This is a genomic window from Pseudomonas sp. CCI1.1, from assembly GCF_034348165.1.
In the GTDB taxonomy this organism is placed as follows: Bacteria; Pseudomonadota; Gammaproteobacteria; order Pseudomonadales; family Pseudomonadaceae; genus Aquipseudomonas; species Aquipseudomonas paracarnis.
Genome location: NZ_CP133780.1, coordinates 4,104,724 through 4,117,926, shown reverse-complemented (window position 1 = coordinate 4,117,926; position 13,203 = coordinate 4,104,724). Strand labels below are relative to the sequence as shown.

Here is a 13,203-nt window from a genome sequence, read left to right as displayed (position 1 = left end):
CTATCCGTTGTAGGCCAGGTAATACGAGGCCTACAGAGGGTTGGTTAAAAAATCACCAAAACACTGTATTTAACCCTTAAAACGTCTCATGACCCGCGGAAATAGCGACTTTAGGTGGTTTTCCACAGCCCAGACAAAGTTGCCCCCAAAGTCTGTTGGCGCATCTGTGGATAAGGTGTTCGCTTACCGCTGCAAGCCACGCCAAACAAGGCTCTTGGAGGTTTGATCAATAAATGATCAGCTTGAGCTGAAACCCGGAAGTTTGAATAAGTCACGGATTTTCTTGATTTAATTTTCGTCCACGACGCAATTGCCCACAATTGCTGTGGGTGGCTTTGTGGATAAGTTGTTGGGTAAAGGCTGGAGGGCAGGGTGGTAAAGGGCTGTATCAGAGCTGATCGAATTTTGAACAGCTAATCTGTTCAAATGTGGGAGCTGGCTTGCCTGCGATAGCGGTCTATCAGCCAATACAGACTTTGACAGACACCATGCCATCGCGGGCAAGCCCGCTCCCAAACAAGCGTTATTCGTGAGCAGCTACGCCTTTGAGATAAGGCGCCGGCGCCGCACCCAGGTTGCTCAGCATGCGCTCGCTGTACCAATCCACAAAATTCACCACGCCAAATTCATAGGTCTTGGAGTACGGGCCGGGTTGGTAAGCGGTGGAGTTGATCCCGCGCTGGTTCTCTTCGGCCAGGCGGCGGTCCTGGTCGTTGGTGGCGTCCCACACTTGGCGCATGCGTTCCACGTCGTAGTCCACGCCTTCCACGGCGTCCTTGTGCACGATCCACTTGGTGGTAACCATGGTTTCCTGGGCGCTGATGGGCCACACGGTGAACACAATGATGTGGTCGCCCATGCAGTGGTTCCAGGAGTGCGGCAGGTGCAGGATGCGCATCGAGCCCAGGTCCGGGTTCTTGATGCGGCCCATGAGCTTGGCACAACCTTGTTTGCCATCCAGGGTCATCGACACGGTGCCCTTGAGTAGCGGCATGCGCACAATCCGGTTACGCAGGCCGAAGCTGGCGTGGGCGTAAGGGATCTTCTCGGCATCCCAGGCGGCGGCGGAGGCGGCTACGTGGTCCTTGAACGCCTGGTCGGCACGTGGGTCGGTGACGTCGTCCCATTCCAGCAGGGTTTTGAGCAGCTCCGGGTGCGACGCGTTGCAGTGGTAGCACTCGCGGTTGTTTTCCAGCACCAGCTTCCAGTTGGCTTTTTCGAACAAGGTGGTCTGGATCGCCACCTTGGTGTTCTCCATGTCGTAGGGCTCCATGTAATGGCTGAGCGTCGACAGGAAGTCATCGATGGCCGGCGGGTTTTCGGCCAGGCTGATAAAGATATAGCCGCCAGCGGTCTTCACGTTCACCGGCTTCAAACCGTACTGCTTCATGTCGAAATCGGCGCCCATCTCGGTGCCGGCGAACAGCAGGCGGCCGTCCAGCTCGTAGGTCCACTGGTGGTAGTGGCAAACCAGCTTGGCGACCTTGCCCTTTTCGCTGGTGCACAAGCGCGAACCACGGTGGCGGCACACGTTGTGAAACGCATGCACCACGCCATCGGCACCCCGGATCACGATGATTGGGTTCTTGCCCACTTGCAGGGTCAGGTAGTTGCCCTTGGTAGGAATTTCGCAGGTCATGCCGGCGATCAACCACTCTTTCTGGAAGATCTCCTGCATGTCGATATCGAACAGCCGCTCATCAGAGTAGAACGGCTGCGGCAGCGAAAAAGTGCGCTCGCGCTCTTGCAGCATTTGCGCGGTGGCCTTGCGTGCGGGTTCCAGCGGATCGCCCAAGCTTAAGGTTGCGGTGACGTCCATCGTGTGTGTCCTCATGGCCATTCTGTGTGGCCGGCGAATAGTGGCTACGGTTGGTGCTGTGCAAGGCGTAAAGAACGCGTCTTTGTTGGGAGCGAGTGTGGGCCCGGCGTAACGTCGAACCTTATCCATGGGCGACATGGCCCAATCTGATCCCGACGCGCAAGCCCCTGTCTTTGGGGGCTGGTCGCCGTAAGTATGTGAATGTCGCAGATAGGTAAATGGGTGGTTCTCGCGTTACGCAGAATCGCCACCATAAGGCCGACGTCGGCGGTGGAGAACAACATGTCCAATAATTTCCTGAATCCGGTAACCACCCAGACCTGGGCCAATGGTCGGCACATCGTCCGCTGCGTCAAAGTCATCCAGGAAACCTGGGATGTGCGCACCTTCTGTTTTATGGCCGATCAGCCGATCCTGTTCTTTTTCAAGCCGGGGCAATTCGTCACCCTGGAGCTGGAAATCGAAGGCCAGCCGATCATGCGTTCGTACACCATTTCCAGCTCACCGTCGGTGCCTTACAGCTTCTCGGTGACCATCAAGCGCGTACCGGGCGGCCGGGTTTCCAATTGGCTGCACGACACTTTGCACGAAGGCCAGGAGTTGGCGGTGCACGGCCCGGTCGGGCTGTTCAATGCCATCGACTTCCCAAGCCCGAAAGTGCTGTACCTCAGCGGCGGCGTTGGGATCACGCCGGTCATGTCCATGGCGCGCTGGTTTTACGACACCAACGCGAACGTCGACATGACGTTTATCCACAGCGCCCGCTCGCCCAAGGACATCATCTATCACCGCGAGCTGGAGCACATGGCGTCGCGGATCGACAACTTCAGCCTGCACCTGATTTGCGAAAAACACGGCCTGGGCGAACCCTGGGCCGGGTATCGCGGCTATCTGAACCACAAGATGCTGGAGCTGATGGTGCCGGACTTCCTGGAGCGCGAAGTGTTCTGCTGCGGCCCTACGCCGTACATGAACGCGGTGAAGCGTTTGCTGGAAGTTGCCGGTTTCGACATGACCCGTTATCACGAGGAATCGTTTGGCGCGACGCCGCCCGAAGCCCGTGCCGATGCGGTGGAGCAGGCCGAGCAAGCGGCGGATGCGCCGGAGATCGACCTGGCAGACCTGCATCAAGTGGAATTTATCGCGTCCGGCAAAAGCATTCGCGTGGCACCGGGGGAAACGGTGCATGCCGCAGCGGCCAAGCTCGGCCTGCTGATCCCCAAGGCCTGCGGCATGGGCATCTGCGGTACGTGCAAGGTGATGAAACTGGGCGGCGAAGTGGAGATGGAGCACAACGGCGGGATTACCGAAGAAGACGAGGCTGAAGGCTACATCCTGTCGTGCTGCAGTGTGCCGAAGGGTGATGTACGCATCGAATTCTGATCTGCTCGTTCCCACGCTCTGCGTGGTAACGCCGGCCAGGACGCTCCGCGTCCGGCCGCATTGAGGGTGTGACGCGGAGCGTCACGGGCTGCATTCCCACGCGGAGCGCGGGAGCGATCTTCCCGGCAGCAGGCACATGCTCGTTCCCACGCTCTGCGTGGTAACGCCACCTGGGACGCTCCGCGTCCCGTCGTAAGGGAAGGGGCACGCGGATCTTCAGAGCCAAGGTTGGATGTCGATCAGGCCTGGCATACCTGCATAGTTGCGCGCGCTGGAGTAACGCCAGTGTTCAGCCAGGTCCACATAGCCCCGCTTTATGGGGTTGTGATGGATGTAATCAAGCTTCTGGCGCATGACTGCCTCGCTGTAAACCAACTCCGCATGTGAACCTTCCTGCCACAGTTGATAAACACGATCTGTCTTGTGTGCACGCTTGCAGAAACGCAGGCGCTGCAATACCCGCTCCGCGCCTTTGCTTTGCAGGTCGTCAATGATGGTTCGGGCGGTGAAGGATTTGAATTGGCTGACGCACTTTCCCAGATCTGGCGCTTGAGCAATAAAGTGCAAGTGATTTTCCAGGATGACGTAACCAAACAAGTTTAAAGCGTGGTTGCTTTGTTGATATCGCCAGCAATCCAGAAGATGGTCCACCAGGTAGTTGCAGGTGAAGAGGGGGAGCCATTCCATGACAGTGCAGGTGAGGAAGTGGGGTTTTTCGGGTTCGGTGATGACATAGCGGCTTCTGCCCACGTGTTCATCCTTGATTTCGGGTGGACGCGGAGCGTCCGAGGAGGCATTCCCACGCGGAGCGCGGGAACGATCATGATTCAGCGTCGCGTCGCAGGCCATGAATCTGCGACGCGGCGCTTAGGCGTTAACAGTTATTGGGCATAGATATGAACAACGAAGTGCTGGCCTGAGTTTGTCAATTCGTAGGCTTTGTCGTAGATGGTCAACGTCCTTGAGGGCTCCTGAATGGTGTCCCCGATCTTGGCGTGTTTCCTGAACTCGTCCCAGTCTATGACCGTGGTGCTAGTGCCGCCGCCGCTTTGCAGTGTGTTGCCATTACTTTGATATTCCATGATAAAACTCTCCATTGATGTGCCTTTGCGGCCGATTATTCGGCTGGCGATGAAACCCGAAAGGCGGCAGTTATCGCTGCGTTTTCCTTGCGGGTAACAAGAGGCTAGACAATGAAAGCGAGCTACGTAGCGGTCGGAAATATCAAAAAACAGTCTCGGCAATCGGCCAGTACCAACTGGCCGAATTCGTACGTTAAGCGTTCATTACTTCCCGAATATCGGCAGCCAATTCCCTCACACGCTCTTCCTCGGTATCCCACGCACACATGAAGCGCGCACCGCCTTTGCCGATGAAGGTGTAGAAGCGCCAGCCCTTGGCGGTCAGCGCTGCAATCGCGGGTTCCGAGAGTTGCAGGAACACGCCGTTGGCCTGTACCGGGAACATCAATTCCACGCCGGGAATATCCGACACCAGGCTGCTGAGCAATTGCGCGCAATGGTTGGCGTGGCGTGCATGCTTGAGCCACGCGTCATTTTCCAGCAGGCCCACCCATGGCGCAGAAAGGAAGCGCATTTTCGACGCCAGCTGACCGGCCTGTTTGCAGCGGTAGTCAAAGTCTTCAGCCAGTTTGTGATTGAAGAACAGGATGGCTTCACCTACCGCCATGCCGTTTTTGGTACCACCAAAGCACAGCACGTCGACGCCGGCTTTCCAGGTCAGGTCGGCCGGTGAGCAGCCCAGGAATGCACAGGCATTGGCGAAGCGTGCGCCGTCCATGTGCAGGTTCAGTCCCAGTTCCTTGCAGGTGGCGCTGATGGCGCGGATTTCTTCCGGGGTGTACACGCTGCCGACTTCGGTGGCCTGGGTCAGGGTCACGACGCGCGGCTTGGGATAATGGATATCCTGGCGCTTGAGGGCGATTTCGCGGATCGACTCCGGGGTCAGCTTGCCGTTCTCGGTACGGGCAACCAGCAGTTTGGAGCCGTTGGAGAAAAACTCCGGCGCGCCGCATTCGTCGGTTTCGACGTGGGCGGTTTCCGAGCAAATCACGCTATGGTAGCTCTGGCACAACGAGGACAGCGCCAGGGAGTTGGCAGCCGTACCGTTGAAGGCGAAGAACACCTCGCAGTCGGTCTCGAACAGATTGCGGAAACCGTCGGCGGCGCGGTGGGTCCATTCATCATCGCCGTAGGCGCGTTGATGGCCCTGGTTGGCTTGTTCCATGGCGGCCCAGGCTTCCGGGCAGATGCCGGAATAGTTGTCGCTGGCAAATTGTTGGCTCTTGTCGGTCATGGCCCGTTCCTGTGGTCGATGTTGGTGCGCACTTTACCCAAGATTGCCGGGGGCACGCACGCACTGTAAATGCAAAGTCGTTGGGGAATTATGCACGGTACTCACACCTTGCCTGTCGGACCTGTCCGAGATGGCGCTTTGGATCTGCTCAAGTGGCTGGCGCTGTTGAGTATGGTGCTCGATCATCTGCGCTATGTGGGGCTGAGCCTGGATGGGCTATACGTGCCGGGGCGTCTGGCGTTTCCATGGTTTTGCCTGGCGATTGCGGCCAATGTGCATCGTGTCCGTTACGTCCCAGTGACCGGCCATTGGCGCTACCTGGGTTGGTTGCTGTTGTTCAGCGTGATCAGCGAAGTGCCATATCGGCTATTTATCGAGGACGCCGATACGTTGAACGTGCTGCCGACTTTGGTGTTAGGTTTGCTGGTTGCCCGAGGTTGGCAGCAAAAGGCGCTTTTTGATCGAGGATTAGCGCTGTTAGCGCTCAGTATCGCGGGGGCGTTTGCGACACATTTGATGTTCGGTTTTTTCGGTGTGTTGCTGCCCGTGGCGATGTTGCTGGTGTTCAGTCGCCCTTGGTATTTCAGTGTGCTTCCAGGCTTGGTTTGTGTTGCCGCCAACCAATGGCAGATTTTGCTGAATAGCGGCACACCGGTGGCGCTGTTGGGGTTGGCAACATGCCTGATTGCGCCATGGGTGGGTTTGGTCTTGTTGCGACATGCCAAAAATGTCTCGCCACCAGCGATGCGGCGTTGGGCCTATGCCTTATATCCACTGCATTTCTTGCTGCTGCTACTCATCCGCCAGATCATCGCCTAACCCCTGTGGGAGCTGGCTTGCCTGCGATGCACACACCTTGGTCTGCCAGTTGCACCGCAGCGATGCCATCGCAGGCAAGCCAGCTCGCACACAAGCGTTTGCACATTCTTCAGTCCATGTCGTAAACGCACCTTTGCGTGGCGTGCGCAGGCATTTGGCCCGCACGCGCCAGCCCTACCATCGCATCAAAGGGCCCTGCGAGGGCCTCAACAATACGAAAGGCTGGGAGAGACGCGATGTTCAGCAAACAAGACCAGATCCAGGGATATGACGACGCACTGCTGGCGGCGATGAATGCCGAGGAGCAGCGCCAGGAAGATCATATCGAGCTGATCGCGTCGGAGAACTACACCAGCAAGCGCGTGATGGAAGCTCAAGGCAGTGGCCTTACCAACAAATACGCCGAAGGCTACCCGGGCAAGCGCTACTACGGCGGCTGCGAACATGTGGACAAGGTCGAAGCCCTGGCCATCGAACGCGCCAAGCAGCTGTTCGGCGCCGATTACGCCAACGTGCAACCGCACTCCGGTTCCTCCGCCAACAGCGCCGTGTACCTGGCGCTGATCAATGCCGGCGACACCATCCTGGGCATGAGCCTGGCCCACGGCGGTCACCTGACCCACGGCGCCAAAGTGTCGTCCTCGGGCAAGCTGTACAACGCGGTGCAATACGGCATCAATACCGACACGGGCCTGATCGACTACGACGAAGTCGAGCGCCTGGCGGTCGAGCACAAGCCGAAGATGGTCGTGGCAGGGTTCTCGGCCTACTCCAAGACCCTGGATTTCCCACGCTTTCGTCAGATCGCCGACAAGGTTGGCGCGCTGCTGTTCGTCGACATGGCCCACGTCGCCGGCCTGGTTGCCGCTGGCCTGTACCCGAACCCGCTGCCTTACGCCGACGTGGTCACCACCACCACCCACAAAACCCTGCGCGGTCCACGGGGCGGCCTGATCCTGGCCAAGGCCAACGAAGAAATCGAAAAGAAACTCAACGCTGCGGTATTCCCCGGCGCCCAGGGCGGCCCGCTGATGCACGTGATCGCCGGCAAGGCCGTGTGCTTCAAGGAAGCGCTCGAGCCCGGCTTCAAGGCGTACCAGCAGCAAGTGATCGATAACGCTCAGGCCATGGCCGAAGTGTTCATCAAGCGTGGCTACGATGTGGTCTCCGGCGGCACCGACAACCACCTGTTCCTGGTCAGCCTGATCCGCCAAGGCCTCACCGGCAAAGAGGCGGATGCCGCTCTGGGTCGCGCCCACATCACCGTCAACAAAAATGCGGTGCCCAATGACCCGCAGTCGCCGTTCGTGACCTCGGGCCTGCGCATCGGTACCCCGGCGGTGACCACCCGTGGTTTCAAGGTGTCGCAGTGCGTCGAACTGGCCGGCTGGATCTGCGACATCCTCGACAACCTCGGCGACGCCGACGTCGAGGCCAACGTGGCCAAGCACGTGTCTGCCCTGTGCGCTGATTTCCCGGTTTATCGCTGAGCGCGGTTTTGGAGTAATGACTATGCAACGCTACTCAGGCTTCGGCCTCTTCAAGCACTCCCTCAGCCATCACGAAAACTGGCAGAAGATGTGGCGCACGCCGACCCCGAAAAAGGTCTACGACGTAGTGATCGTCGGCGGCGGCGGGCATGGTCTGGCGACCGCCTACTACCTGGCCAAGGAACACGGCATCACCAACGTGGCGGTGGTCGAGAAAGGCTGGCTGGGCGGCGGTAACACCGCGCGCAACACCACCATCGTGCGTTCCAACTACCTGTGGGACGAGTCGGCGCACCTGTACGAACACGCCATGAAACTCTGGGAAGGTTTGTCCCAGGACCTGAACTACAACGTGATGTTCTCCCAGCGTGGCGTGTACAACCTGTGCCACACCCTGCAGGACATCCGTGATTCCGAACGCCGCGTGAGTGCCAACCGCCTCAACGGTGTGGACGGCGAGCTGCTGAATGCCCAGCAAGTGGCCGACGAGATTCCGTACCTGGATTGCTCGAAGAACACCCGCTACCCGGTGCTCGGCGCCACCGTGCAACGTCGCGGCGGCGTGGCCCGTCACGATGCCGTGGCCTGGGGCTTTGCCCGTGCTGCCGATGCCTTGGGCGTGGACCTGATCCAGCAGACCGAAGTGATCGGGTTCCGCAAGGAAAACGGCGTGTGCATCGGCGTGGAAACCAACAAGGGCTTTATCGGCGCCAAGCGTGTCGGTGTGGTGACTGCCGGTAATTCCGGGCACATGGCTTCGCTGGCGGGCTTCCGCCTGCCGATCGAATCCCACCCGCTGCAAGCCCTGGTGTCGGAGCCGATCAAGCCGATTATCGACAGCGTGATCATGTCCAACGCCGTGCACGGTTACATCAGCCAATCCGACAAGGGCGACCTGGTGATCGGCGCCGGTATCGACGGCTACAACGGTTACGGCCAGCGCGGTTCGTACCCGGTGATCGAGCACACCATCCAGGCCATCGTCGAGATGTTCCCGGTGCTGTCACGGGTGCGCATGAACCGCCAGTGGGGCGGCATCGTCGACACCACGCCGGATGCCTGCCCGATCATCTCCAAGACCCCGGTACCGAACATGTTCTTCAACTGCGGTTGGGGTACGGGCGGCTTCAAGGCCACCCCAGGCTCAGGCAACGTGTTTGCCGCCAGCCTGGCCAAGGGTGAAATGCACCCACTGGCCGCACCTTTTTCCATCGACCGTTTCCACAACGGTGCGTTGATCGACGAACACGGCGCTGCGGCCGTCGCCCACTAACAGGAGAAATTCCCTATGTTGCATATCTTCTGTCCTCACTGTGGCGAACTGCGCTCCGAAGAGGAATTCCACGCGTCCGGCCAAGCGCATATCCCGCGCCCGCTGGACCCGAATGCCTGCACCGACGAGCAGTGGGGCGACTACATGTTCTTCCGCGATAACCCGCGTGGGCTGCACCACGAACTGTGGATCCATGCCGCCGGTTGCCGTCAGTATTTCAACGCCACCCGCGACACTGTGACCTACGAAATTCTTGAAACCTACAAGATCGGTGAGAAGCCTCAGTTCACCGCCAAGGCCTCTGGAGAGAAGGTATGAGCCAGATCAATCGCCTGTCCAACGGTGGCCGCATCGACCGTAATAAAGTCCTGACGTTTACGTTCAACGGTCAGAGCTACAAGGGCTTTGAAGGCGACACCCTGGCTGCCGCCCTGCTGGCCAACGGTGTCGACATCATTGGCCGCAGCTTCAAGTATTCGCGCCCACGGGGCATCTTTGCCGCCGGCGCCGAAGAGCCGAACGCGGTGCTGCAGATCGGCGCCACCGAAGCCACTCAGATCCCCAACGTGCGCGCCACCCAACAGGCGCTGTACCAGGGCTTGGTCGCCACCAGCACCAACGGCTGGCCGAGCGTGAACAACGACATGATGGGGATTCTCGGCAAGGTCGGCGGTAAGCTGATGCCGCCGGGTTTCTACTACAAAACGTTCATGTACCCGCAATCGTTCTGGATGACCTACGAGAAGTACATCCGCAAGGCGGCGGGCCTTGGTCGCTCGCCCACCGAGAACGACCCGGACACCTACGACAACTTCAACCGTCATTGCGACGTGCTGGTCGTGGGCGCAGGCCCTGCGGGCCTTGCGGCTGCGCTGGCCGCTGCGCGCAGCGGTGCTCGGGTGATCATCGCCGACGAGCAGGAAGAGTTCGGTGGTTCGCTGCTCGATTCCCGCGAAAGCCTCGACGGCAAGCCCGCCACTGAATGGGTTGCCGGCGTCATTGCCGAATTGAAAGCCCTGCCGGACGTGGTGCTGCTGCCCCGCGCCACCGTCAACGGTTACCACGACCATAACTTCCTGACCATTCACGAGCGTCTCACCGACCATCTCGGTGACCGTGCGCCGATTGGCGTGGTGCGTCAGCGTATTCACCGCGTACGCGCCAAGCGTGTGGTGCTGGCCACCGGTGCGTGCGAGCGTCCGCTGGTGTACGGCAACAACGATGTGCCGGGCAATATGCTCGCGGGTGCGGTGTCTACCTACGTGCGTCGCTACGGCGTGGCACCGGGTAAAAAGCTGCTGCTGTCGACCAACAACGATCATGCCTACCGCGTTGCGCTGGATTGGTTCGATGCGGGCCTCACCGTTGTCGCGGTGGCCGATGCGCGCCACAACCCACGCGGGGCTCTGGTTGAAGAAGCTCGCGCCAAAGGCATTCGCATCCTCACCGGCAGCGCCGTGATCGAGGCCCGTGGCAGTAAGCACGTGACCGGTGCCCGTGTGGCAGCCATCGACGTCAAGGCGCACAAAGTCACCAGCCCCGGCGAGTGGCTGGACTGCGACCTGGTCGCCAGCTCCGGCGGTTACAGCCCGGTGGTGCACCTGGCCTCGCACCTGGGCGGCAAACCGACCTGGCGTGAAGATATCCTCGGGTTTGTACCCGGCGAAGCACCGCAAAAACGCGTGTGCGTGGGCGGCATCAACGGTGTCTACGGCCTTGGCGATTCCCTCGCCGATGGCTTTGAAGGCGGCGTGCGTGCAGCCAGCGAAGCCGGTTTTGCCCCGGTTGAAGGCACGCTGCCAAAAGCCTTGAGCCGTCTGGAAGAACCGACCCTGGCGCTGTTCCAGGTGCCCCACGAAAAAGCCACTGCACGGGCGCCGAAGCAATTTGTCGACCTTCAGAATGACGTCACCGCGGCCGCCATCGAACTCGCGACCCGCGAAGGTTTCGAGTCGGTGGAACACGTCAAACGCTACACCGCGCTGGGCTTCGGCACCGACCAGGGCAAGCTGGGTAACGTCAACGGCCTGGCCATCGCGGCCCGTTCGTTGAACGTGACTATCCCGCAGATGGGCACCACCATGTTCCGTCCCAACTACACGCCGGTGACGTTCGGCGCCGTAGCGGGCCGTCACTGTGGGCATATCTTCGAGCCGGTACGCTACACCGCCCTGCAGGCCTGGCACGTGAAGAACGGCGCCGAGTTTGAGGACGTCGGCCAGTGGAAACGCCCATGGTATTTCCCACGCAACGGTGAAGACCTGCACGCCGCGGTGAAGCGCGAATGCCTGGCGGTGCGTGACAGCGTCGGCCTGCTGGACGCGTCCACCCTCGGCAAGATTGACATTCAGGGCCCGGATGCCCGCGAGTTCCTCAACCGTATCTACACCAACGCCTGGACCAAGCTCGACGTGGGCAAGGCGCGCTACGGCCTGATGTGCAAGGAAGACGGCATGGTCTTCGACGACGGCGTCACTGCCTGTCTGGCCGACAACCACTTCCTGATGACCACCACCACCGGCGGCGCCGCCCGCGTGCTGCAGTGGCTGGAAATCTACCAGCAGACCGAATGGCCGGACCTCAAGGTGTACTTCACCTCGGTCACCGACCATTGGGCAACCATGACCCTGTCGGGCCCCAACAGCCGCAAGCTGCTCAGTGAAGTCACCGACATCGACCTGGACAAGGACGGCTTCCCGTTCATGACCTGGAAGGAAGGCCTTGTGGGTGGCGTGCCGGCACGGGTGTTCCGTATCTCGTTTACCGGTGAGTTGTCGTATGAGGTCAACGTGCAGGCCGACTACGCCATGGGCGTGCTGGAAAAAATCGTCGAGGCCGGCAAACAGTACAACCTGACCCCGTACGGCACCGAGACCATGCACGTACTGCGCGCCGAGAAGGGCTTCATCATCGTCGGGCAAGACACCGACGGCTCGATGACCCCGGACGACCTGAACATGGGCTGGTGCGTTGGCCGGACCAAGCCGTTCTCGTGGATCGGCTGGCGCGGGATGAACCGTGAAGACTGCGTGCGTGAAGAGCGCAAGCAGTTGGTGGGGCTCAAGCCGATCGACCCGAACGTGTGGCTGCCGGAAGGCGCGCAGTTGGTGTTCGATCCGAAGCAGACGATTCCGATGAAGATGGTGGGTCACGTTACCTCAAGTTATGCGCATAACTCCCTGGGCTATTCGTTTGCCATGGGTGTGGTGAAGGGCGGCTTGAAGCGCATCGGTGAGCGAGTGTTCTCGCCGCAAGCGGATGGCAGCGTGATCGAAGCCGAGATTGTGTCTTCGGTGTTCTTTGACCCCAAAGGTGATCGGCAGAACGTCTGACACCTGATCGTTCCCACGCTCTGCGTGGGAATGCATTCCGGGGCGCTCTGCGCCCCAAGGGCGGACGCAGAGCGTCCATGGCGGCATTCCCACGCAGAGCGTGGGAACGATCAACAGAATTCAGAACAGGTGCTTTATGACAGCAGCCAATGTTTACCAACAACGCCCCACCACCGGCGCCAAGGCCGAGTCGTCGCTGCACCATGCCGACCTCGCCAGCCTGGTCGGCAAGGGCCGCAAGAATGCCGGCGTGACCGTGCGTGAAAAGAAACTCCTCGGCCACCTGACTATCCGTGGCGATGGCCACGACGCCGCCTTCGCCGCTGGCGTACACAAGGCCGTCGGCATTGAACTGCCCGGCCCGCTGAGTGTGGTCTTCAAAGGTGAAACCAGCCTTCAGTGGCTCGGCCCGGACGAGTGGCTGTTGATCGTGCCGAGCGGTGAAGAATTCGCCGCCGAACAGAACCTGCGTGCCGCCCTGGGCGACCTGCATATCCAGATCGTCAACGTCAGCGGCGGCCAGCAGATTCTTGAACTGAGCGGCCCTAACGTGCGCGATGTGCTGATGAAGTCCACCAGCTACGACGTACACCCCAACAACTTCCCGGTTGGCAAAGCCGTGGGTACGGTGTTCGCCAAGTCGCAACTGGTGATCCGTCATACGGCTGAAGACACCTGGGAACTGCTGATCCGCCGCAGCTTCTCGGATTACTGGTGGTTGTGGTTGCAGGATGCCTCGGCCGAATTCGGTTTGAGCGTTCAAGCCTGAGG

At 60.1% G+C, this 13,203-nt stretch carries 11 protein-coding genes; 7 read left to right on the top strand and 4 right to left on the bottom strand.

Annotation, left to right across the window (positions count from 1 at the left end; translation table 11 throughout):
- Positions 1-523: 523 nt before the first annotated feature.
- Positions 524-1,819: a glycine-betaine demethylase subunit GbcA gene (gene gbcA / locus RHM69_RS18665; RefSeq protein ID WP_014720238.1), complete on the bottom strand. Its 1,296-nt coding sequence runs from the start codon at positions 1,817-1,819 to the stop codon at positions 524-526.
- Positions 1,820-2,101: 282 nt separating this feature from the next.
- Here gbcA and gbcB point away from each other — a divergent pair, with 282 nt between their 5' ends.
- Positions 2,102-3,202: a glycine-betaine demethylase subunit GbcB gene (gbcB, locus tag RHM69_RS18660; RefSeq protein ID WP_014720237.1), complete on the top strand. Its 1,101-nt coding sequence runs from the start codon at positions 2,102-2,104 to the stop codon at positions 3,200-3,202.
- A 216-nt stretch (positions 3,203-3,418) separates the two neighbouring features.
- On the opposite strand, the gene RHM69_RS18655 is transcribed toward gbcB, so the two are convergent.
- From RHM69_RS18655 to RHM69_RS18645, 3 genes are all read right to left on the bottom strand, one after another.
- Positions 3,419-3,952 carry an REP-associated tyrosine transposase gene (locus tag RHM69_RS18655; RefSeq protein ID WP_020302143.1) on the bottom strand — a complete coding sequence of 178 codons (534 nt, stop codon included), beginning with the start codon at positions 3,950-3,952 and terminating at the stop codon, positions 3,419-3,421.
- Between the two features lie 131 nt (positions 3,953-4,083).
- Positions 4,084-4,284, bottom strand: a complete 201-nt coding sequence (locus RHM69_RS18650) for a hypothetical protein (RefSeq protein WP_014720236.1) — start codon at positions 4,282-4,284, stop codon at positions 4,084-4,086.
- Positions 4,285-4,477: 193 nt separating this feature from the next.
- Positions 4,478-5,518, bottom strand: coding sequence for a threonine aldolase family protein (locus RHM69_RS18645; protein ID WP_014720235.1), 1,041 nt, complete (start codon positions 5,516-5,518; stop codon positions 4,478-4,480).
- 90 nt (positions 5,519-5,608) lie between these two features.
- Between RHM69_RS18645 and RHM69_RS18640 the strand changes: the two genes are divergently transcribed.
- The 6 genes from RHM69_RS18640 to RHM69_RS18615 all read left to right on the top strand — a co-directional run bounded on the left by RHM69_RS18640 (position 5,609) and on the right by RHM69_RS18615 (position 13,201).
- Entirely contained in the window at positions 5,609-6,337 is a 729-nt protein-coding gene (locus RHM69_RS18640) for a TraX family protein (RefSeq protein ID WP_014720234.1), read from the top strand.
- Between the two features lie 236 nt (positions 6,338-6,573).
- Positions 6,574-7,827, top strand: coding sequence for a serine hydroxymethyltransferase (gene glyA, locus RHM69_RS18635; RefSeq protein WP_020302144.1), 1,254 nt, complete (start codon positions 6,574-6,576; stop codon positions 7,825-7,827).
- 22 nt (positions 7,828-7,849) lie between these two features.
- The gene (locus RHM69_RS18630) at positions 7,850-9,100 is read left to right on the top strand and encodes a sarcosine oxidase subunit beta (RefSeq protein ID WP_003176546.1); all 1,251 of its coding nucleotides are present in this window, start codon (positions 7,850-7,852) and stop codon (positions 9,098-9,100) included.
- Positions 9,101-9,115: 15 nt separating this feature from the next.
- On the top strand, positions 9,116-9,418 hold the full coding sequence (locus RHM69_RS18625) for a sarcosine oxidase subunit delta (RefSeq protein WP_003194855.1): 303 nt from the start codon (positions 9,116-9,118) through the stop codon (positions 9,416-9,418).
- Positions 9,415-12,432 carry a sarcosine oxidase subunit alpha gene (locus RHM69_RS18620; RefSeq protein WP_019817431.1) on the top strand — a complete coding sequence of 1,006 codons (3,018 nt, stop codon included), beginning with the start codon at positions 9,415-9,417 and terminating at the stop codon, positions 12,430-12,432. Before RHM69_RS18625 ends, RHM69_RS18620 begins: the two co-directional genes overlap by 4 nt.
- Before the next feature lie 136 nt (positions 12,433-12,568).
- The gene (locus RHM69_RS18615; RefSeq protein WP_003194852.1) at positions 12,569-13,201 is read left to right on the top strand and encodes a sarcosine oxidase subunit gamma; all 633 of its coding nucleotides are present in this window, start codon (positions 12,569-12,571) and stop codon (positions 13,199-13,201) included.
- Positions 13,202-13,203 lie beyond the last annotated feature (2 nt).